This is a genomic window from Ideonella oryzae (assembly GCF_024055665.1).
In the GTDB taxonomy this organism is placed as follows: domain Bacteria; phylum Pseudomonadota; class Gammaproteobacteria; order Burkholderiales; family Burkholderiaceae_C; genus Ideonella; species Ideonella oryzae.
In genome coordinates, this window is record NZ_JAMXMC010000001.1 from 75,081 (window position 1) to 94,279 (window position 19,199).

The following is a 19,199-nucleotide window of genomic DNA, read 5'->3' on the forward strand; positions in this document are numbered from 1 at the left end:
AGCTCAGACGGGTGAAGAACAAGTGGTGGATGCGCTGGCGGTGATCTGGGCCTGGAAGGCCTGCAGCGCGGGCGTGAGGCTGTCCTCGCCCAGCCGCTCGTCCACGCGGAAGAGCACGCGGCGGCAGCGCACATCGCCCAGGCCGGCCTGGCGCGCCAGCGCGGCATCGCCCGGCGGATGGGGCGGCAGCACATCGAGGCCGTCGGTCTCGCTGTCCAGGCAGACCCAGCCCAGGGTGTCACCCAGGCGGGCGCGGGCGATCAGGCTGAAGCCATCGCCCGAGAGGTTGGCCAGGCCGGGCAGCAGGCCGCTGATGCGCCAGACCGGCGCGCTGGGCAGGCCCTCCAGCGCGGGGCCGGGCGGTCCGCCGGCCAGCACCGCCGCGCGTTCGCCCGCCACAAGGGACGGCAGGCGGAACTCCCGCAGGGCCACGTTGTCGCCCAGCAGCAGCGCCTGGATGGCGCCCAGCTGCGCCAGGGCCAGGCGGGCCGCGGCGGGGTGCGTGGCCCGCAACCGGGTCAGGGCCATGGCCAGATCGCCCACGGGCGCGTCCAGCCCGCCGTGCTCGCTGGGCAGGCTCAGGCGGAACAGGCCGGCCTGGCCCAGGCGCCGCAGGGTGTGGGCCGCCGAACGCGAAGTCTCCAGCGGCTCCGGCGCCAGATCGAAAGGGCTGCTGTGCATGACCGGCATGGTGCGGCGCCGGCACCTGAGCCGTAAGATCCAGAGATGCCGCATTTCGACCAGATCAGATGACCGGCACCCCCTTCCTCTACGAGCGCTTGGCCGAGGAGCTGGTGGCCGCCATCGCCGCGGGCCGGCTGCCCAATGGCGCCCGCCTGCCCTCCATCCGCCAGCTCTGCGCCGACCACGGCATCAGCCCCGCCACCGCCTTCCAGACCTACGCCACGCTGGAGGCCCGCGGCCTGGTGGAGGTGCGCCCCCGCTCGGGCTACTACGTGCGCACGCGCCAGGCCTCGCGGCCGCTGCCGCCGCCCGTGGCCCGGCCGCGCCCCGGGGCGCAGAAGGTCAGCGTCAGCGAGCTGATCTTCGAACTGCTGGGCAGCGTGCAGGACGCCGCCGTCGTGCCCCTGGGCTCGGCCTTCCCGCCGGCCGAGCTGTTCCCCTTCGAGGCCCTGGCCCGCTCGGGCGCGCGGGCCATGCGCCAGCTCAAGCCCGCTCAAATCACCGGCGCGCTGGTGCGGGGCGACGAGCCGCTGCGCGAGCTGCTGCACCGCCGCCATGCCCAGCAGGGCGTGGCGCTGGACCCGGACGAGTTGGTCATCACCCACGGCGCCATGGAGGCGCTCAACCTCTGCCTGCAGGCCTGCACCCGGCCGGGGGATGTGGTGGTGGTGGAGTCGCCCACCTTCTATGCCGCGCTGCAGACCATCGAGCGGCTGAACCTGCGCGCGCTGGAGGTGGCCACCGACCCGCAGGAGGGTGTGGACCTGGCGGCGCTGGAGGCGCTGCTCAAGCAGCGGCGGGTGGCGGCCTGCTGGTTCATGCCCAACTTCCAGAACCCACTGGGCGCGCTGATGCCGCTGGCCAAGAAGAAGGCCCTGGTGGCCCTGCTGGCCCGCCATGGCATTCCGCTGGTGGAGGACGATGTGTACAGCGAGTTGCACGGCGGTGCCCACCGCCCGCTGCCGGCCAAGGCCTTCGACCAGGCCGGCCTGGTGCTGCACTGCAGCTCGTTTTCCAAATGCCTGGCCCCGGGTTACCGGGTGGGCTGGGCCGCGGCCGGCCGCTACACCGCCCAGGTGCAGCGCCTGAAGATGATGAGCACCCTGGCCACCTCGCTGCCCGCGCAGCGGGCCGTGGCCGACTACCTGGCCCACGGCGGCTACGACCGCCACCTGCGTCAGCTGCGCCAGGCGCTGTCGGCCCAGCGGCAACGGGCGGCCCGGCAGATTGCGCGGCACTTTCCGGCCGGCACCCGGGTGACACACCCGGAAGGCGGCTACTTCCTCTGGCTGGAGCTGCCGGCCGGGGTGGACGCCCTGGCGCTGAGCCAGGACGCCCTGGCCCAGGGCATCACCACCGCGCCGGGCGTGCTGTTCTCAGCCGACCAGCGCTTTGTGCACCACCTGCGGCTGAACATCGGCCGGCCCGACGACGTGCGGGTGGACGAGGCCCTGCGCACCCTGGGCGGCCTGGCCCGCCGACGTCTAACAGGCCTGTGACTCGCGCAAGCCCGATCCCCAAGTCAGATCACACGGGGGTCGCGATCCCCTCCTTTGGGTGACGAAACCAGGGCCGGGATGTGGGACAACCCAGGCCAGCAGTATCGACAGGGAACAGGACATGAGGGAAGCCACCGATGCCGAATTGGGCATCCGCCCGCGCGACAGCGCCGAGCTGGTGTGTGCCGAGATGATCGGCTACTTTTCCACCGAGACAGGGGCCATGCCCGCCGACCCCATCCTGGCGGCCGGCCACCGCGCCGCCCACGCCTGGCGGGCCCTGATGAGCCAGAAGGTGCCAGACCCCGCTCGCATTGCCGCTCTGCTGCGCTACGTGGCACCGCACCGGGCCTGCAGCGGCACCGCCTGGGAGTTGCTGTGCCTGGCCATCGCCAGCTGGGCCCAAGCCCAGGGCGTGCAAGACCCTGCCCTTGGCATGGCACCCGCCTTGCCGGAAGATGCCCTGGCCTGAGGCTCACCCTGTGGGCCCACCGGCCTGTACACCAGAGGCCATGCACACAGGAGACGACAACATGCACAGCGACAAGCAATGGTTCTGGAAGGTGCACCGGCACCCCATCTGGGGCACCTTCACCACCCGGCGTCGGTGCTCGGAAGAAGAGGTCCGCAAAGCCTATGCCGGCCTGCAGCTGGAACGGCTGGACAGCCCCCTGCCCTCGCCCGCCAACCGGGTGCTCAAGGCGGCCTGAACACCGCCGCCACGCATGGCGGCCCGCCGGGGCGTTCAGTCGATGCGCACCCGCGTGGACAAGCGCAGCTCCATGGTGCTGCTGGTCTGCTTGTCGGACACCAGCAGCTTGGCCAGGCCCGAGCTGCCCTGCACCGCCACGCTCTTGAACACCAGCTCGACGTCGATCACGTCCACCCGCGCCTGCGCCAGGCCGGCCTGGGCCTGCGCCTTGGCCTGCAGCTGCATCTGGTCGATCTGACGGCGCAGCGCGTCCACCGTTTCGGCAAAGATGGCGTCGACCGCGGGCACAGCCACGGTGGTGACGGTGTCGCTCATCGGGTGTCTCCCGGTTCAGGTGCAGGGGGTGCAGCCGGCGCCTCGGCGTGGCGCACATCGGTGGCGATGCGCCCGGACAGCTTGAGCGGGAAGCCACCGCCTTCGGCGCAGTAGCGCAGGGTGTCCGGCCGCGCGGGCTCGGCGGGGGCGGCCGCGGCCTTCAGCCGGCGGCCCGGGGCGGCCGCCGCAGCCGGCTTGGCCGACAGCGCCGGCGCCACCTGCACCGTGAACTCGAAATCCACATCGCCGACGATCAGCGCGCGGGCCTGGTCGCGGAACTCCTCGGCATTGCGCTGGCCGGTGGTGGCGCTCAGGCGGCTGAAGGTCTTCTGCAAGGCCAACAGCACGTCTTCCAGCATCACGTCGTTGGGCGAGGGCTCGGGCGCCGGCGGCTTGGGCGGGGTGGCCATGTTCAGGGTGCCTTGCCGCGCAATGTGTCGATGGCCTTGGTGAGCGAGGCCGGGTCCGTGGGCGTGAGGCCCATGCGCGAGAGGTAGGTGGTGAGATCCACCTCGCTGTTGGTCAGCGTGAAGGTGCCGCGGGCCGTCAGCGCGCTCTCTTCCGAGCTTTGGCGGAAGTAGCCACCCGACACGGTGATGGGCCCGGCGCCCAGGGACAGGCTGCCGTCCACCTGGCTGATGGAGGCCACCCGCATCGACAGCGTCAGCTCCAGCACGCCGCTGAACTTCATCACCGGGGCCTGCGGCATCATTTGCTGCAGCGCGGCTACGTTGTTCTGGCCCACCAGGTCACGCGTCTGCTCCAGCCAGTCGGCCCAGATGCGTCGGTAGCCGGCCTCCGCCTTCACCGCGGCGTCGGCCGGCGCGGTGAACAGGGTGCCGATCATGGTTTCCAGCGAAGTCGTGGCCATGGCGGGCCTCCCGATGCAATGTCAGCGCTTGTTGGCGTCCAGCGCGTTCCAGGTGTCGCGACCGACGATACCGTCGGCCTCCAGCCCCTGCTGACGCTGGAACACCATCACCACCGCCTCGGTGGCGGCGCCGAAGTCCTCGTCGATGGCCAGGCTGAAGCCGCGCTGCTGCAGCTTGCGCTGCAGATCGCCCACGGCCTCGCCCTGGGAGCCGCGGCGCAGCACCGGCCGGTTGGCCGTGGGCGGGGCTTCGCCGGTCATCACCAGGCCCTGGATGCGGGCGATGGCGGCCTTGGCCTTGGCGGTGAGCTGGCTGCGCTCGGCCAGGCCGTTCCTGCCGCCGTTGACCTTGAGCGTCACGCCCACCACGTCATCGGCGTCGCACAGCGGGTTGATGGCCTTGCGGCGCCAGAACTCGCAGGCGATCTTCAGCGACAGCACCGGCTCGGCCGCCAGCTCGGGTTGGTCTTCCAGCGGCACGCTCAGGCGCTGGCCCATCTCGCGGTAATTGGCCCGGCCGGTCAGCTGCAGCAGGCCGCGGCCCTTGTAGCGCACGCCGTCGCCGGCGTGGGTGTTGCCCAGGTCCTTGCGACCTTCGTAAGCCTGGCCGCTGGCGAATTCCTCCGTGGTCCGAAAGCTGGCCGACTCATGGCAGGTTTGCGCCAGGAAGTGCGCGATGCGCAGCCGGGTGTCGATCTCGTAGGCGGCCAGGGTGCTGGCCAGCACCGGGCCCACGGCGTTGATGATGGCGTCCTGGTGCTCGGCCAGTTCGCCACTGAAGCGGGGCGCAATCTCGCGCATGGTCACTGCATCGACGGGAATCATGGCGCTCCTCGATGGGATGTGCCCGCGCCCCACGGCGCAGCGCCTGCGCACATTACGCTGCCTTGTCGCCGCCGCCCATCCTCAAGGTGGCGGGTGCCCCTTAAGAAGGGGACTCAGGGCAGCTCGAAACCGTATTCCAGCGTGGCGATGCCTGCCCGCTCGAACAGCTCGGGCCCGATGTCGGACACCGGCGGCTGGGTGCAGGCCAGCGCGGCCAGGCGCCGGCCACCCCGCTCCACCACCACGCCGGCCTTGTCGCCCCAGCCCTGGCCGATGGCGGTGTAGACGACGTAGCGGTGCTCGCCCCGCGTGAAGGCCAGCCAGGCGCCCCCGCCGCCGGAAAACATCAGCGTGCCACCCCGCGTCACGTCGCGCCAGGGCGTGTCGGCAGGGGGATAGGCCAGTTCCACCGCCGCCGGTCGGCCATAGCGATACTGCAGCCGCCCGCCCTGCGCCCCCAGCCCGCGCGAAGCGCACACCGCCACCCGCCGCGCGCCGATGTCGCACTGGAACACCGCCTGCTCGTCGGGGGTGCAGGCCGTGGGGGTGGCCGCCTGGGCAGCCGGGCCGGACAAGGCGACCAGGGTGGCCGCCACGGGGATGAGGGCGCGGGGGAACATGGGGGCTCCGTGGAAACCAGCGCATTAAAAGCGAAATGGGTGAGACATGCCAAGCGGCGCTCGGAGACCGGGACCCGCCGATCCACTTCCCAATCGCCCATCGCGGTCTGGAATCCCTCCATTCCCAAGAGCCAGCCAATCACGGCCGCCGACGGCCATCCCGCCGCCATGCAGTGCGTCCGTCGAACGGCCCGCTTCGTCACAGGAGGCTCGCGCGTCCCACGCGACCTGCCGATGATCCTCGCTTCTTTTCATCACCCTGCAGAGGAGCGACGTGAAACTGTCCTTGCACAACGAACGAAGGCATGTCCGCGACGGCTGGAAGGCCGCCCTGTTCGTGCTCGCGGCGATGGCTTGCTTTGCTGTCGTCGGCTTGATCGGACATCGCCTGCCTCAGGCGCTGAAGCCCTTCGCGCCGAGCGCCATCCTGATCGCCGTACTGGGCATCGGGATCACGCGTGGCGCCACCTGGCTCGAATCCGAATCACTCGCGAGCGTCGGGTTGAAGCTGGACAGGAGATTCCTGGCTCAGTTCGCCGGCGGCATGCTCATCGGCGTGGCATTGATCGCTGCCGCGGCGGTCGCGGTGTGCGCGTTTGCCGGCGTTCGCTTGACTGCCACAGCGGCGCCCGCGCTGCAGGTTGAACTGAAGCTCGCCGTCATGTTCCTGGGCGGCGCGATCTTCGAGGAACTGCTGTTTCGCGGTTATGCCTTCCAGCGTGCAGCGCGCGGGATGGGGACCTGGCCGGCCATCCTGGTGTTTGGTGTCCTCTTCTGCCTCGGCCATCTCCCGGGCAACCTGGACGTCGGCTGGCCCTTGCTGAGCCTGGCGATGGCCAACCTCTTTGCAGGTGCGGTGCTGCAGAGCCTGCTGTATGTGCGGACGCACTCGCTTGCCATGCCGATCGGCCTGCACTTCGGCTGGAACCTGCTGCAAGAGTCACTGGGCTTCGGCGTCAGCGGCTTGTCTTCGCCGCATGCTTGGTTCCATGTCGACCTGGGGAGCCAGCCGGCGTGGCTCACCGGCGGGAACTTCGGACTGGAGGCGTCGGCCTGGGCACTTGCCGTGGTGATGCTCGCCGTCGCCGCGTCGGGTCGCTCACGCCAAGGCCCGCTGTTGGCCGACAGCCACCACTCGGCCTAAAGACTCGACCGACCGCGCCCGCTGCACGCCTGCCGGTCTCTGATGCGTTTCGGCTCCCGGCTGACGTGAACCGTGGGAATCGGTGGCCGCCGGATGATTGCAATCTCCAAGAGATCGGCATTCAAGGCTGTCCGCAGCCCTTGTCGGCGACCACCCCAAACCCGGGCCCTTGACGACGATCGCCGGGCCTCCAGGCAAAATCCAAATGAACCGTGCGAGCCTGGCGTCGGACCTGCCGGGCAGCCCACCTTGAAGAATGGAGCAGCATCAATGGCACTGACGAAGAAGGGCGAGTTTTGGTACGGAACGACGTCCGGCGACACCCAAGCCGAGCTTCGCAGCTACAGCATTGCAAATCGCCATGAGGCCGTCCGGTTTGCCGCGTCCAAATGCGATTGCGGGTGTCGGACCTTCGCGCTGCAGACCGATGAAGAAGCCGGCGTGGCAATCCGCACCTGCACCGACTGTGGGCAGGATCACCTGATGGGCGACAGCGCGGACTACGTCGAAGGAGCCGTTCCCGAGACGCACGAGTGCGTGTGCGAGAACGAGGTGTTTGAGCTGATGTCCGGCGTCTCCGTCTACGAGGGCACACATGACGTGCGCTGGTACTACATCGCTTGCCACTGCGTGGAATGCAATCTGGTCGGGGTCTTCGCAGACTGGAAGTGTGAAGCGGGTGATGCGGCAGCCTTCCTCGCCAAGGTGTGAGCGGCCGAACCCCGGCGGACTTCGGCATCAGACCGATTCCGGTCGCTTGTAGGCACGATGCCGGTTGAACGCCTTCTATTCAAACCTGCTGTACGCCGTCGTGATGTCGTTGCCGCAGTGCAGACGTTCGGCCCGCTCGCCGTCATGTCGCCTTGAGGGTCAGTCGGAGACCGACCAGCACAGCGGCGACTCCGATGACGAACGAGAGACCCAACTGATCGCCGAACATGGCCGCCGCAATGCCGGTCTTCTGAGTCGCGGTCACCGTCTGCTTCAGACGTACGGCGGCAAACAACACGATGAAGATCGGAACGGTTGCCGAGCCGACGCTTACGAGCGGCCGCTCCTGGCCGATGGGCGCCGCGCGAGCTGGGCGCGCGAAGTCGACATCAGGCCGATTGCGCAGGTTCAGGCACCATCAACAGGAACGTTCCTATCGCGACGACCGACAGCAGCGTCGATGCAGCAAACGCAGCGCTCGGCGCGACGGCCCACAGGGCCCCTGCGATCAGGGATGCGGGCAGGTACATCACGCCGACGACAAAGTTGTAAACGCCCACTGCCGTGGCGCGCCGCTCTGGCTCAAGGTCGGCGATGAAGGCCTTGCTTTGCGATTCGTCGATGGCATAGAAGATGCCGTACACGGCAAACACGACGACGATCTCCCAGCGGCTGCTGGCGAAGACCAGCCACAGAGTGAGACCGGCATACACCGCGTAGCCCAGCAAGACGATGCGGGTGCGTCCGATGCGATCACCCAGCCAGCCGACCCATGGAGCGGCAACCACGCAGGTGGTGTTGAACAGCGCATACAACAGCACGGTCTCGGTCATGCCGAATCCCACGGCGTGAGCTTTGAGCAGAATGAAGCCAAGGCTGAAGTACGCGAGCGCAAAGACTGCGCTCGGCAGCAGGAAGCGCTTGAAGGCCGGTGTGAGTTGGTGCCAATTCCGTCGCACGCCCTCGCGCTCGTGGACTACGCCGGGCTGGTCGGGAATGCGTGTGAGCACCAGAACGCTGATGACGGCCGGCACGAAGGCAACCCAGAACAGCGTGGCGTACGTGCTGGCCGACTCCCCCAGCCATGACAGCAGCCCATAAGCCACGAGAGGTCCGATGACAGCGCCTGTCTTGTCGAGCGCCTTGTGCACGCCAAATGCAAAGCCCCGTGACTTCTTGTCTGAGAGCGATGCCAGCCATGCATCGCGAGGCGGTCCGCGAAAGCCCTTTCCCAAACGCTCGATGACGCGAAAGACGCTGAGTGCGGCGATGGACGACGACGCCAGCAGGATGATCTTTGCCGATGTGGAGAAGGCGTAGCCTGCGATGGCGAACCACTTGCGCCGACCGCTGCGATCCGACATCCACCCGGCGAGGTAGTTCAACGACGAGGCGGAGAAGTCCGCCAGCCCCTCGATCAGCCCCAGCAACGCACTGGAGGCTCCGGCCACCGTGGTGAAGAAGACGGCGAACACCGCGAAGATCATCTCGGAACTGACGTCGGTCAGGAAACTCACCATGCCGAGCTTGAGCACATCGGGGTGGAGTCTCTGGCGTTGGCGGTGCGACATCAGATTGACTCGGCGGAAACAAGCGACAGCTGTGTTTGGGGCCGAAGAGTTGAGCCGTTCAAAGGCTCCCACACTTCAGACGGTACACGGCCAACGTACGAGGCTGAGGCGGGGACACCGAGCACTGACAGCCGCAGCCCGCCGCCGCCTCCAGGGCGCTGTCTCAGGCCCTCAATCCGGAAAGCGCTCGACATGGCTCTCGCCGCGGCGCCCCAGGTAGACGACATGGCGGCCGGCGATCCAGACCGTGTAGCCGATGCAACCGACGGCCTGCGTCAGCGCCTTGAACTCGGGGTACATCACGCGGCCTTGCTGGGCGCCTCGGATGGCCGAGCGCACGCCGTCCGCATCGAACGCTGTGCCGATGGGCGCATGGGGCCGCTCGAAGCTCAGGTCCAAGGTGGTGTCGTCCGGCAGGTAGTAGACGCTGCGACCAGCACGATAGTCGACGTGATAGGACTCGACCCCGGCCGCCACCAGACGGGCGATCACCTCGCCGAAATGAATGCTGCCCTGGTTGGAGGCCTGGAAGATGGCCTCGATGACGGCGCGGGCGGATTCGTTCATCAGCGTTCCTTGTGTCGAAGGGTGGGACGGGCGGTCCTGACGGGTCAGGCGGCTGGAAGGCTCTTGAGCTGGTGGTGCCGAACCAGGCCCTGCATCGCCTTCAGCAGCGCACGACGTTCCGCCGTGTCCAGGTGGCCGAAGAAGTGCTCGTCGTTGGCATCGGCCAGGGCGGCCAGCTGGGGCAACAGCTTGCGACCAGCTGCGGTAAGCACCAGCCGCTGGTCGCGCGCGTTGCCATCCGCATGCTGACGCTCGGCCAGGCCTTTTTCTTCTAGGCGGGAGACCACCTTGGACACGGCGCCCTTGGTCATGCCCAGGGCATCGATCAGCTGAGCATGGGAGGACGCCTCGCCATCCCACAGGGTGCGCAGCGCCACCCACTCGGCCACGGTGACCCCCTGCGCTTCCAGCTGCTGCTGGAAGCGCGCGGACACATGGTTGGAGACGAAGCGCAGCCAGAAGCCCAGATGGGCCTCCAGTGCGGATGGCGACGGGGTGGAGCTGTTCTTGCGCAAAGGGGTTTCCCGGGAAACTTTTCACAGTTTAGTTTCCACGGAAACATTGCGTCAAGGCATTTCGATCTGGCCACGAGAGATGGCCGCCACGGGGACAAAGCCTGCGACAACGCCTGCAAATTTGCGCACAGCAGGCTGCACAAGCTTTCGATGGTGCCGTGCACCAACCCTGCGTAACGTCGTGCCCACTGCCAACAGGACACGCCATGCACGACCTTGAACTGATCAGCAACACCCTTTGCCCCTACACCCAGCGGGTGGCCATCCAACTGGCCGAGAAGGGCCTGGAGGCCCGGCGAACCTACATCGACCTGGCCGCCAAGCCGGACTGGTTCATGCAACTGTCGCCCCAGGGCAAGGTGCCCGTTCTGCGGGTGGGTGACACCGCCGTGTTCGAAACCTCGGTCATCTGCGAGTACATCGAGGAGACCGCCGCCGACCGGACACCGCTGTGGCCAACCCAGGCCCTGGACCGGGCCCGCCACCGCGCGTGGGCCGAGTTCGCCTCGGCCGTGATCGCCGATGTCTTCGGCTTCTACATGGCGCCGGACGCCGCCAGCTTCGAGCGCAAGAGGGCGGAGCTGGCCGCACGCTTTGCGCGGCTGGAAGGCCCGCTGACCACCGGCGCCGGGCCCTACTTCGGTGGCGCACGCTTTGGCCTGGTGGACGCCGCCTTCGCGCCGGTCTTCCGGCTGCTGGACAGCTTTGACCGCCTGGGGGACTTCGGGCTGCTGCAGGGGCTGCCGGCCACGGCGGCCTATCGCCAGCAATTGGCGCAGCGGCCGAGCGTGCGGGCCGCCGTCGTGCCGGACTACGGCCAGGTCTTCCTGCGCTATCTGGCCGGGCGGGGCTCCCACATGGCGGGCCTGGCGGCCACGGCCCTGGAGAACTCAGCCCAGGCCTGACATCAGCCCGGACGCGCGCCCGATCTCCTCCGCCAGCGCCGCGCTCGCCCGGCGCATGCGCGGCACGCGCGCCACGTCCTCATGCATCAGCAGCCACAGCGGCTGGGCCAGCTCGTCCAGCGGCGGCCCCAGCCGCACCAACTCCGGAATGGACCCGCCGACGAAGCACGGGAGAACGGCACACCCGATGCCCGTGCGCGCCGCCTGCGCGGCCCCCAGCAAGGTGTTCGCGCGAAAGCGCACATCCTGCGCGACAACATTGCGCGCCAGCCAGGCGCCTGGCGCGCTGCAAGCCAGCCCCGCATCAAAGCCCACCCACGGCAAGGCAGTGGCCGACGCCGAAGCATCCCCCGCGCCGGCCCACTGCCGCGGCGCATAGACCGCCATCGCGACCGTCCCCACCTCGCGACCGCGCAGGGTGTCCTGCGGCGCCCGCGTCACCCGCAGCGCGATGTCGGCATCGCCCTGGGCCAGCGAGACCACATCGTTGGAGACATGCAGCTCCAGTTGCAGGCCGACATGGGCGCGGCACACCGCAGCCAACACGCCGGGCAGCAGGTATTCAGAAACCGCGTCCGGCGCGGTGACGCGCACCGGCCCGTCATGGCCATCGTCGCGCCGGCCACGCGGCGCTCCAGGCTGGCAATCTCCTCGCGAAAGCGCAGCGCCAGCACCCGGACCTCTTCGCCCGCCTCCGTCGGCCGAAGGCCACCCGGCGTGCGCACGAACAAGCGCGTTCCCAGGCGCTGCTCCATCAGCTGCAGCCGGCGCGACAACGTGGGATGGCTGACATGCAGCACAGCCGCCGCGCCGGACAAGGTGCCGCTTTCCATGATGGCCAGCGCGATGCGCAGGTCATCCCAGTCGAGGGCAGAGGGGCGGCTCATGGGCGGGATTGTCGCTGGGGGCGTATGGGTGGTGGGTTTCGGTTCGGGGCGACACAGCTGGGTCAGCGTACTTGGTCTTGGCTGCGGAAGGCAGCCACAGACTGAAGGCGGACGTTCATCAACGACCGCTTTGCGGTATCCGAATGCTTGGAAATTCCTTGGGCCGTAGCAGTCTCAGTTCTCAGCGTCGAGCCGGTGGCATCGCCGAGGAAACCTCAATAGCACTGGGAGAAGCGCTAGGCCGAGCGCCATATGCTTGGGGTCGTCGCGACGGTGCGCGCCGCTGAGCTACTTAGTCACTTGCCAGACTTTCCCGAGCGAGCCGCCTTCGAGGCCGCCCTGCTGCCTTTGACCGTTTTCGCCGATGCCTTGGCCTTGGCCGTCTGTTTTGAGCCCTTTGCGGGACGATGCTCTTTCGGCAGCCGGGGCGTCAGGTCCAGCACGCGCGCCATGACTCGCGCCTCGCCGCCCGCCCGTTGCTGCGCGAGCTGCGCCGCCTCGGTCAGCATGTCTTGAAGCTGGTGCCGGTCCATGGGCTGACCAGTGTCCGGGTGATACCACCGCTTTTCCGGGTCGGCCACTGTCACTAGCAAACAGCCCGTCTTCGCGTTGCGGGCATACATGTACTTCTTGACCAGCTGTGTTTCGATCGTGTCGCGTAGCTCCGTCGCAGTTCTGGGCTTCTCTCCAATCTTCAGCTCGATCGTCGCCTGGTACCGCGACAGGGCCCGGAATCGGATATCCGTCTCCTTGCCATCCACGGTGACTCCTTCTTGGTCGACGGTGTAGGCCCCTTTTGACATCATGTCTAGTTGGTGGGCAATGGCGGGGCGAAGCGTGTTCTCATCGGTCACCTTGGCCCAGGCGGCCTTGGGACTTGCGTCGATGCCCATTAGGTCCTGCAAATCGTCCAGCCTGTCACTGAGCAGGTGCGCCATGTCGGTTGTTGTCATCGGCGCGAGTTCATTGCCCCGGAAGAGCCGCGCGAGCTCCTCCATCGAGATCACGCTGGCATCGGTCTCTTCCGCCAGCCGCTCATGCGCCAGAGCTGCGATGCGATCCCGGGCATGGGCGAACAGCGGATCGGTGGACAACGCCAGCTTCGCCTGATAGGCCTGCGCACCAGTTGCTTGGATCAGGGCGTCAAACACCAGCCTTCGACCGGTCTCGGCGTTGTCTCGGGGACCCGGCGAGTAGGCATCCTCATGCTGTTCATCTGCTGCCGGAACGACATGCCGGTTGATCTCTTGGTTCAAGCGCAGCAGCGTCTCCGGCGCCAGCGCCGCGCTCCATTTGGGCCCTCCTTCGGCACGCCGCTCGCTGAATAGGCTGCCGATGGCTGTCACGGCAACGCCCCTGCGTTCGACGGGCAAGACGCTGAGCGCGCGCAAAAGCAGGGCGGCGCCCCTCCCTGGATTGAGTCGCATCAATACAGGCAGCCAGAAGAACAAAAACGGCCCTTGCTTCGCCGCAATGACCTCGCGGGTGGCCAGCTCCATCAGCCAGAGCTTCGTCTCCGGGGTTCCATGGACCAGCAGCACGCGCACAACTTGATCCAGCTTTGCCTCCGCCACCGGGCTGTGACGGCCGTGCATCAGCTTCCTGCCAGGGCCGCGGAGCCACAGGACCAAGCGGCGTTCCAACACCCGGGCGATCTCGATTCGGCCGTATCGCAGGCTCTGCAGCAACATCGAGTGCCAGCCGCCGCCGCCCTTCCCCTTGAGCTCACTTTCAATTTCGCTGCCAAGCACTTGCTCGACAACCTGACCGTGGGCATCCGCAAGCGCCGCAAGCCAATCGGGCAGGCCGTTCAGCTCCACCAACGCGTACCGTACGGCCAGATCGGCCTCGGCGGCACTAATGGAGCGCGTCCAACGGGGATCCTCTGCTTCGGCGTACAGCCCCATCAGTCCATACGTCCAGACCACCAAGTAGGTATTCTTCTCCTTGCGCTCGGAGGGGAGCGTGGGCTTCATGTCCCGCCAGTACGCCATCAAGCTTCTGCGCACGGCTTCGGTCACCGGCCCCGTGAAGGACTTCTCGATGAACTCGCGATCCCAGCGCACCCTGTCACGGCCGCGCGACCGTTTGCTCAACACCGTCGACAGCTTCCAAAGCGTGCCCTTGACCCGGCCGGGCGCCAGCGCCAGCGCCGGCCGTTCGGCGAGCTCCTTCCAGAAGGCGGTCCATTCCGCCCGGTAACCAGCTTGCTTAAGAGCATGGCGCTCTGAGCGCTTGCGCTCTTGCTCTTGCGCCTCACGCATCTGGCGCGTCGGCACATTTGCCTTGATGAGCTCTTCCAACTCTGCCGTGAGTGCCGGCGAATCCTTCACAGCTTCGCGCACGGGCTGCATCTCTGCCGGCACGTCGGTCCGCGCCAGGTAGGTCGTCATGCGCAGCAGCAGCGACCGCCGTGCCTTGTCGGTGCCGGCATTGGCCAGGTCGCGCAGCACCCAGGGTCCGTCCTTCTCCATGCTGTACTGCAGCGGCCCCTGAAACATCAGGCGAGCGAGCACCATCTGGGCTGATCGGCGCGACTCGAGGCGGGCGACGCACGCCAAGTCTGATTCGAAGACGGCACGGCGCTCCTGCACGGGCAACTCGCCGATCAACTCCACCAGCTTGCGCTTACGATCGTTGTCCAGCGACGAGTAGCCAGCGGCCCTGAAGCCCAGCACCGCTGCATCGATCAGGTCGGGCGCCCGACTTCCATCCTGCAGGAGGCGCACGCTCAGGCCGCGCAGGATGTAGGACGCTTGCAGCCGCCCCTTGCGATCGTTCAGACTGTCCACATCCTTGTCCACGACGACCGAGCTTCGTGTCAGCGCAAGCACCCCGGGCAGCAAGGATTCCAGCCTCTCGCGGCTGACCGAAACGCGCTCGAGCATCGCGGCCATGCCGCTCGGAAAAAAATCGTCCCGTCTCGACGCGCGTGGGATAGCGGTCAGCAGCCGAACGAACTGATCATCCGTCACGTTCTTCGGGTAGAAGTTCTGCGCGACCCACCGGCCAATGCGATGGCCCCAGCCCAGCTGGGATGACGCCAGAGCCTCGATCAGCGCATCGACGCGGTAGTCGTCCAGCTCGACCAGCGCCTCCAAGGCCTCAAACCGCTCCCGGTCCTCGCAGGCCTTGTTCTCGGCGACCGACACCGCCAGATCGGCGCACTGCTTGTACCGACCGACCGCAATCAGCTGCAACAGGATCTGACGGACCTCGGGGTTCTCAATGCCGGCCGACCAGGCCTCCAGGATGACCTGGTGCAGAGGCTGGCGAGCAAGCCGTTCCAGCTGGAGGCTTGGCAATTCCAGGCCGCGCCATTGCCCGGCGCCATGGCGTTTGACGTACGCCCCGAGCGCTTGGGCGCACTGGTCCTGACTGAGCGACTCGGGATCACCATAGAGCAATAGCGTGCTGGGTTCGACCTTCAAGACCGCGTCGAAGAGCTCTTGACGCATCTTGGCGACCCAGGCAGCCACGGGCCGCATGGACGGCTTCGGCAGCAGCACATGGGTATCAGAGAGGCTGAACAGCATCCGCTTGGCTGCCGAAACAGCAAGCGCGCCGGAGCCGATCAAATAATCGATTTCAGTGGCGGCCAAGAACTCGAGCACCGATCGGTGATGAAAGCGGACCCGGCCATACCCGCCCTCCGCGAAGATCGGCCTCTGCAGCAGCGTCTCAATCTCGCTGGATGTGAAGTCTGACAGCAGGTCATCCGGCACTAGCGGCGCGTCGCCCGAGCCTTCGACATCCGCGCCAGCGCTGTGGCGAATCGTGAGGCGGCGACTGAGGATGGCCGCGAGCGCCAGCCTCTGGACGCCAGTGCGCGCCCGGTCAAGGGTAAGCTCAGCCGGCTCCTTCCGCTTGGGGCGCGCGCGCAGCCTCGCCTTGATGTGACTCTTCAACTGCTCGTAGTGCGAGCGGATCTTTCCGTGATCCCGCCAGCTGTCGCATAGTTCGATCAGATCCTGCGGGCGGCGCGCGAAGTCCTCCGCGTGCCGGGCACGGATCTCCTCGAGCAGTTTCTCGGGGTTCTTGACGCCTTGGCCTCGGGCAAACTCGGCGATCTCATCGTCGGAGAACGGCAGCAGCGTCACTTCCCGGAAGGGCGGGGATCGATCCTTGTCGTCGTCGGTCGGCCCTTCCAGCGCCGTCCGGACGAACGATTCGCCGTGTCCTTCATCGATGGCGACCTTGGGCACCGGCAGCACGTCCGCGAACGCTCGTCGGTCTATGTCGACGGGGCGGGAGGTCACGACGACTGTTGCCCGACCCAGCGCCCCTTCCAGATCCTCGTGCACGCGCTTGAGCGCATTGCGAAAGTCTCCGTGTACCAGCTGCAGCTCGTCGATGGAGTCGAAGAAAAAGTAGCCGATCTGGGACGAAGACGCCCGCCAGTCGTCGAATCGCTTCTTGAACTGCTCGCCGGTGAGCGAAGACCGAATCCCGGTGGCGGCCACCGTTTCCAGCCGCAGGAAGAAGGCCGCCTCACCGCGCTTGAAGAGGTCGTCGGCCTGCGCTTCGCACTCATAGGTCTTGCCCGCCCCCGCCTCGGCGACCAGCAGGACGCGCAGGGACTGGAGCAGCGTGGACCATTCGATGGTTTGGCCGAGGTAGACATTTCCGCGGCTTTCGATGGACGCTTCCGAAGCGGCCTCGCTGGCGTTGACGCCAAATCTTCGTTCCATAGCCTCAGTTTAAGCAGCATGCCCAAACCGGCTAGTTGCGCCCGCTGTCATCACCCGTCCCACAGCGCGTCGCTCTTCCACACAGTCTCTCAAGCGGGTCGCTGCTGGTTCCCAGAGCGACGAATCCACAGTCCGCGTTTGCCTTCCTAAGGGCGGCTTTCGGGCGAGCTATTCACCGGGCGTGGTTACCTGCTTTCGCTGCAAAGCCGCCTCCCCTCACCCCCCCAAGCACCTCTCCACCCACCGCCACACCCCCTCGGGCCCCTGGAAGTCCTCCAGGCTGCGGGCGGGCACGTCGGGGTGCAGGCGGTTCCACAGGCGCGACAGGGTGGTGCAGGGGCCCACTTCCAGCACGCAGCGCGGGCCGCGTTCGGCCAGGGCGCCCAGGCACAGGTCAAAGCGCAACAGCTGCGCGGGCTGCACGGCCATGGCTTCTTGCAATGCGGGCAGCTGCCATTCCACCCGGGCGGTGGCGTTGGCCACCAGGGCCGTTTGCGGGGGGCGCCAGCGTTGGGCCTGCAGATGGGCGCGCCAGGGCGGCACGGCCGCGGCCAGCCAGGGGGTGTGAGACGCGATGCGGGCGCCGATGGGGGTGCAGCGGGCGCCCTGTGCTTCCAGCCGCGGGGCCCAGGCGTGCAGCGCGGTGACGGGGCCGCCCAGCAGCAGCTGGTCGGCCTCGCGCACGATGGAGGGGTGCAGGCCATCGGCCGCCACCTGGTCGGCCACCACCTGCCAGGGCAGGCCGCCCACCGACAGCAGGCCGGTGGGCTGGGCCGGGGCGGCGGCGTCCATGCAGGCGGCGCGGGCCTGGGCCAGGGCCAAGGCGGCGTCGACGTCGTACAGGCCGGCCACGGCGCCGGCCGGCAGCTCGCCCACGCTGTAGCCCAGCACGGCGGCTGGTGCGGGCAGGCCGGGGGCCAGCACGGCCCAGGCGGCCAGGCTCACGCCGGTCAGCAGGGGCTGGGCCACGGGGTTGGATTGGGCCCAGGGGGCGTCGGCCAGACGCTCGCGCCAGTCGGGCGCGGCCAGCAGATCGGCCATGCGGGCCAGCACGGGGCGGGCGGCGGCGTGCGCTTCCAGCCAGGGCAGCATGCCGGCGTGCTGGGTGCCCTGACCGGGGAACAGCAGGGCCAGGCTCACCGGGGCGGCCCCCCGGCGCACACGCGCTGCAGCCAGCAGGCGGCGGCCAGCAGATCGGCCGCGCCGCCGGGCGACCAGCGCCGCGCCACGAAGTGCCGGTGCAGCGCGGCCAGCCGCGCCCAAGCGTCGTTCTGCCCCATGCCGCCGTCGGCCAGGAAGGCTTGGCTCATGGCCTGAGCCTCACGCAGGCCGGCCAGGCCGCCGCGGTGGGCCAGGTTGGTGTCGTCCAGCACGGCCATCACCGCCAGCAGGCATTGGGCGCGGGCGGCGTCCCAGCCCCAGCCGGCGGCCAGGGCCTGCTGCAGGGCCGGCCAGGCCACGTCGAACAGCACCGGCATGCCGGCGGCGGCCTCTTCGTTGGCGCCACGCAGGCCGTGCGCGCGCACGGCCGCGCCGCCGTGCGAAGGCGGGGTGAGCCGCGCGCGGTCGACCAGGGCCGGACCCCAGACGGTCTGCAGGGTGTGACGCAGGCCGGCGGGGGTGAGCGCCAGGCCCTGGGCCAGGCGCCAGCCGGCGGCGGCGCACAGCAGGCCCAGGTTGAAGATGGCGCCGCGATGGGTGTTGATGCCGCCGGTGGCCACCAGCATGCGGCGCTCGGCCTGGATGCCGCAGGCCTGCAGGGCCGCCCAGCCGGCGCCCTCGAAGCCCAGGGTGGCCAGGCGCGGGTAGGCGTGGCGCAGCGCGAACAGGCTGCGCAAAAAGGTGCCGGCGTCCATGTCCTGGTGGCTGCCGGTGTCCACATAGGACACCAGGCCCGGCTTGGGGTGCAGGGCCAGTTCGTCGTGCAGGGCCAGGGTGGCGGCGCGGCCGATGGCAGCCAGGGCGGGGCCGGCCGCGGGGTGCGGCGCGCGCAGGCCCGGCGCGCTCAGGCGCTCTGCAGGCAGGGGTCGCATGACCACGCCTCCACCAGGTCGACGCCGTCGATGCGGCGCACCAGCAGCGCACCCACCTGGCCGGCGCGCCAGGCGGCCCATTCGCGCCAGGCCACGGCGGCGCCGTCGGGCCACAGCAGCTCGCCATCCAGCCGGGGCAGGCCGGCGGGGGCGGCGGCCAGCACACGCACCACGGCGTCGGCCTGTTGGTGGGTGCTGACGGGCAGCAGCAGGTCCAGGTCGGAGCCGGGGCGCACATAGCCCAGGCCGGTGAGCTGCTGCCAGCCGTGGCTGCCGTAGACGCGGGCCGGCACCTCCAGTGCATCCAGCTGCGCGCACAGGGCCTGCCAGCCGGCGCGCTGCGGCGCGCCCAGCGTGGGCAGCACCTCGGCGGCCAGCGGGAAGGCGTCGACGAACAGCACCTCGTCCGCGCGCAGGGCCAGGGCGATGCGGGCCCGGCCCAGCGACAGCGGCGCGGGCAGCCCGGCGGCCAGCGGGGTGTCGGCCGGCAGGCCCGGCGCCTGGCGGCTGACGACCACCGGGTGGCCGTGGTGGGCCCACAGCGTCAGGGCCGGCCGGGCAGCCAGGTGGGCGGTGTCGGCCAGCAGGCGCTGCCAGGCGCTGTCACGCAGGCGCAGCAGCTGGTGGCGTTGCAGGGAGAGCATGGTGG

At 68.6% G+C, this 19,199-nt stretch carries 22 protein-coding genes; 6 read left to right on the plus strand and 16 right to left on the minus strand.

Annotation, left to right across the window (positions count from 1 at the left end; all coding sequences use genetic code 11):
• Nucleotides 1-3 precede the first annotated feature (3 nt).
• The gene (locus tag M0L44_RS00370) at nucleotides 4-681 is read right to left on the minus strand and encodes an acyl-CoA dehydrogenase family protein (RefSeq protein ID WP_252767630.1); all 678 of its coding nucleotides are present in this window, start codon (nucleotides 679-681) and stop codon (nucleotides 4-6) included.
• Between the two features lie 68 nt (nucleotides 682-749).
• On the opposite strand from M0L44_RS00370, the gene M0L44_RS00375 reads away from it, so the two are divergent.
• The 3 genes from M0L44_RS00375 to M0L44_RS00385 all read left to right on the plus strand — a co-directional run bounded on the left by M0L44_RS00375 (nucleotide 750) and on the right by M0L44_RS00385 (nucleotide 2,893).
• The gene (locus M0L44_RS00375; protein ID WP_252767631.1) at nucleotides 750-2,183 is read left to right on the plus strand and encodes an aminotransferase-like domain-containing protein; all 1,434 of its coding nucleotides are present in this window, start codon (nucleotides 750-752) and stop codon (nucleotides 2,181-2,183) included.
• A 121-nt stretch (nucleotides 2,184-2,304) separates the two neighbouring features.
• Nucleotides 2,305-2,655, plus strand: a complete 351-nt coding sequence (locus M0L44_RS00380) for a hypothetical protein (protein ID WP_252767632.1) — start codon at nucleotides 2,305-2,307, stop codon at nucleotides 2,653-2,655.
• Nucleotides 2,656-2,716: 61 nt separating this feature from the next.
• Nucleotides 2,717-2,893 (plus strand): hypothetical protein, encoded by a 177-nt coding sequence (locus M0L44_RS00385; RefSeq protein ID WP_252767633.1) that lies wholly within the window; start codon nucleotides 2,717-2,719, stop codon nucleotides 2,891-2,893.
• A gap of 35 nt (nucleotides 2,894-2,928) precedes the next feature.
• Here M0L44_RS00385 and M0L44_RS00390 read toward each other — a convergent pair whose 3' ends face one another.
• The 5 genes from M0L44_RS00390 to M0L44_RS00410 form a co-directional block, all read right to left on the minus strand.
• Nucleotides 2,929-3,210, minus strand: coding sequence for a hypothetical protein (locus M0L44_RS00390; protein WP_022982542.1), 282 nt, complete (start codon nucleotides 3,208-3,210; stop codon nucleotides 2,929-2,931).
• A complete protein-coding gene (locus M0L44_RS00395) occupies nucleotides 3,207-3,620 on the minus strand; it encodes a hypothetical protein (protein ID WP_252767634.1) in 414 nt (137 codons plus the stop codon). The genes M0L44_RS00390 and M0L44_RS00395 overlap by 4 nt, the downstream gene beginning before the upstream one ends.
• Before the next feature lie 2 nt (nucleotides 3,621-3,622).
• Entirely contained in the window at nucleotides 3,623-4,081 is a 459-nt protein-coding gene (locus M0L44_RS00400; protein WP_252767635.1) for a hypothetical protein, read from the minus strand.
• 21 nt (nucleotides 4,082-4,102) lie between these two features.
• Entirely contained in the window at nucleotides 4,103-4,906 is an 804-nt protein-coding gene (locus M0L44_RS00405; RefSeq protein WP_252767636.1) for a peptidoglycan-binding protein, read from the minus strand.
• 113 nt (nucleotides 4,907-5,019) lie between these two features.
• Nucleotides 5,020-5,526, minus strand: a complete 507-nt coding sequence (locus M0L44_RS00410) for a hypothetical protein (RefSeq protein WP_252767637.1) — start codon at nucleotides 5,524-5,526, stop codon at nucleotides 5,020-5,022.
• Between the two features lie 274 nt (nucleotides 5,527-5,800).
• Between M0L44_RS00410 and M0L44_RS00415 the strand changes: the two genes are divergently transcribed.
• Nucleotides 5,801-6,670, plus strand: coding sequence for a CPBP family intramembrane glutamic endopeptidase (locus tag M0L44_RS00415; protein ID WP_252767638.1), 870 nt, complete (start codon nucleotides 5,801-5,803; stop codon nucleotides 6,668-6,670).
• Nucleotides 6,671-6,940: 270 nt separating this feature from the next.
• Nucleotides 6,941-7,381, plus strand: coding sequence for a hypothetical protein (locus tag M0L44_RS00420; RefSeq protein ID WP_252767639.1), 441 nt, complete (start codon nucleotides 6,941-6,943; stop codon nucleotides 7,379-7,381).
• Between the two features lie 142 nt (nucleotides 7,382-7,523).
• Here M0L44_RS00420 and M0L44_RS00425 read toward each other — a convergent pair whose 3' ends face one another.
• From M0L44_RS00425 to M0L44_RS00440, 4 genes are all read right to left on the minus strand, one after another.
• Entirely contained in the window at nucleotides 7,524-7,679 is a 156-nt protein-coding gene (locus M0L44_RS00425) for a hypothetical protein (protein ID WP_252767640.1), read from the minus strand.
• A 91-nt stretch (nucleotides 7,680-7,770) separates the two neighbouring features.
• Nucleotides 7,771-8,952 (minus strand): MFS transporter, encoded by a 1,182-nt coding sequence (locus M0L44_RS00430; protein WP_252767641.1) that lies wholly within the window; start codon nucleotides 8,950-8,952, stop codon nucleotides 7,771-7,773.
• A gap of 171 nt (nucleotides 8,953-9,123) precedes the next feature.
• Nucleotides 9,124-9,519 (minus strand): DUF1398 domain-containing protein, encoded by a 396-nt coding sequence (locus tag M0L44_RS00435; protein ID WP_252767642.1) that lies wholly within the window; start codon nucleotides 9,517-9,519, stop codon nucleotides 9,124-9,126.
• 44 nt (nucleotides 9,520-9,563) lie between these two features.
• On the minus strand, nucleotides 9,564-10,034 hold the full coding sequence (locus M0L44_RS00440; protein ID WP_252767643.1) for a MarR family winged helix-turn-helix transcriptional regulator: 471 nt from the start codon (nucleotides 10,032-10,034) through the stop codon (nucleotides 9,564-9,566).
• Nucleotides 10,035-10,240: 206 nt separating this feature from the next.
• Here M0L44_RS00440 and M0L44_RS00445 point away from each other — a divergent pair, with 206 nt between their 5' ends.
• Nucleotides 10,241-10,939 (plus strand): glutathione S-transferase family protein, encoded by a 699-nt coding sequence (locus M0L44_RS00445; RefSeq protein WP_252767644.1) that lies wholly within the window; start codon nucleotides 10,241-10,243, stop codon nucleotides 10,937-10,939.
• Here the strand turns inward: M0L44_RS00445 and M0L44_RS00450 are convergent.
• The 6 genes from M0L44_RS00450 to mdcG form a co-directional block, all read right to left on the minus strand.
• A complete protein-coding gene (locus tag M0L44_RS00450; protein WP_252768049.1) occupies nucleotides 10,925-11,494 on the minus strand; it encodes a substrate-binding domain-containing protein in 570 nt (189 codons plus the stop codon). The genes M0L44_RS00445 and M0L44_RS00450 overlap by 15 nt on opposite strands.
• The gene (locus M0L44_RS00455) at nucleotides 11,377-11,826 is read right to left on the minus strand and encodes a LysR family transcriptional regulator (protein ID WP_252767645.1); all 450 of its coding nucleotides are present in this window, start codon (nucleotides 11,824-11,826) and stop codon (nucleotides 11,377-11,379) included. Before M0L44_RS00455 ends, M0L44_RS00450 begins: the two co-directional genes overlap by 118 nt.
• Before the next feature lie 296 nt (nucleotides 11,827-12,122).
• The gene (hyoA, locus tag M0L44_RS00460; RefSeq protein WP_252767646.1) at nucleotides 12,123-16,517 is read right to left on the minus strand and encodes an NACHT domain-containing antiphage protein HyoA; all 4,395 of its coding nucleotides are present in this window, start codon (nucleotides 16,515-16,517) and stop codon (nucleotides 12,123-12,125) included.
• A gap of 216 nt (nucleotides 16,518-16,733) precedes the next feature.
• A complete protein-coding gene (locus M0L44_RS00465; protein WP_252767647.1) occupies nucleotides 16,734-17,657 on the minus strand; it encodes an acyltransferase domain-containing protein in 924 nt (307 codons plus the stop codon).
• Entirely contained in the window at nucleotides 17,654-18,550 is an 897-nt protein-coding gene (locus tag M0L44_RS00470) for a triphosphoribosyl-dephospho-CoA synthase (protein ID WP_252767648.1), read from the minus strand. The genes M0L44_RS00465 and M0L44_RS00470 overlap by 4 nt, the downstream gene beginning before the upstream one ends.
• Nucleotides 18,523-19,194, minus strand: a complete 672-nt coding sequence (mdcG, locus tag M0L44_RS00475) for a malonate decarboxylase holo-[acyl-carrier-protein] synthase (RefSeq protein ID WP_252767649.1) — start codon at nucleotides 19,192-19,194, stop codon at nucleotides 18,523-18,525. The genes M0L44_RS00470 and mdcG overlap by 28 nt, the downstream gene beginning before the upstream one ends.
• Nucleotides 19,195-19,199 lie beyond the last annotated feature (5 nt).

Bases quoted from the DNA above. Each gene is read 5' to 3' on its own strand.
- M0L44_RS00455 (WP_252767645.1), bottom strand. From the start codon at position 11,826: ATGAGCCGCCCCTCTGCCCTCGACTGGGATGACCTGCGCATCGCGCTG.
- M0L44_RS00435 (WP_252767642.1), bottom strand. From the start codon at position 9,519: ATGAACGAATCCGCCCGCGCCGTCATCGAGGCCATCTTCCAGGCCTCC.
- M0L44_RS00385 (WP_252767633.1), top strand. From the start codon at position 2,717: ATGCACAGCGACAAGCAATGGTTCTGGAAGGTGCACCGGCACCCCATC.
- M0L44_RS00400 (WP_252767635.1), bottom strand. From the start codon at position 4,081: ATGGCCACGACTTCGCTGGAAACCATGATCGGCACCCTGTTCACCGCG.
- mdcG (WP_252767649.1), bottom strand. From the start codon at position 19,194: ATGCTCTCCCTGCAACGCCACCAGCTGCTGCGCCTGCGTGACAGCGCC.
- M0L44_RS00470 (WP_252767648.1), bottom strand. From the start codon at position 18,550: ATGCGACCCCTGCCTGCAGAGCGCCTGAGCGCGCCGGGCCTGCGCGCG.
- M0L44_RS00375 (WP_252767631.1), top strand. From the start codon at position 750: ATGACCGGCACCCCCTTCCTCTACGAGCGCTTGGCCGAGGAGCTGGTG.
- M0L44_RS00410 (WP_252767637.1), bottom strand. From the start codon at position 5,526: ATGTTCCCCCGCGCCCTCATCCCCGTGGCGGCCACCCTGGTCGCCTTG.
- M0L44_RS00395 (WP_252767634.1), bottom strand. From the start codon at position 3,620: ATGGCCACCCCGCCCAAGCCGCCGGCGCCCGAGCCCTCGCCCAACGAC.
- M0L44_RS00370 (WP_252767630.1), bottom strand. From the start codon at position 681: ATGCACAGCAGCCCTTTCGATCTGGCGCCGGAGCCGCTGGAGACTTCG.
- M0L44_RS00380 (WP_252767632.1), top strand. From the start codon at position 2,305: ATGAGGGAAGCCACCGATGCCGAATTGGGCATCCGCCCGCGCGACAGC.
- M0L44_RS00430 (WP_252767641.1), bottom strand. From the start codon at position 8,952: ATGTCGCACCGCCAACGCCAGAGACTCCACCCCGATGTGCTCAAGCTC.
- M0L44_RS00405 (WP_252767636.1), bottom strand. From the start codon at position 4,906: ATGATTCCCGTCGATGCAGTGACCATGCGCGAGATTGCGCCCCGCTTC.
- M0L44_RS00390 (WP_022982542.1), bottom strand. From the start codon at position 3,210: ATGAGCGACACCGTCACCACCGTGGCTGTGCCCGCGGTCGACGCCATC.
- M0L44_RS00420 (WP_252767639.1), top strand. From the start codon at position 6,941: ATGGCACTGACGAAGAAGGGCGAGTTTTGGTACGGAACGACGTCCGGC.
- hyoA (WP_252767646.1), bottom strand. From the start codon at position 16,517: ATGGAACGAAGATTTGGCGTCAACGCCAGCGAGGCCGCTTCGGAAGCG.
- M0L44_RS00445 (WP_252767644.1), top strand. From the start codon at position 10,241: ATGCACGACCTTGAACTGATCAGCAACACCCTTTGCCCCTACACCCAG.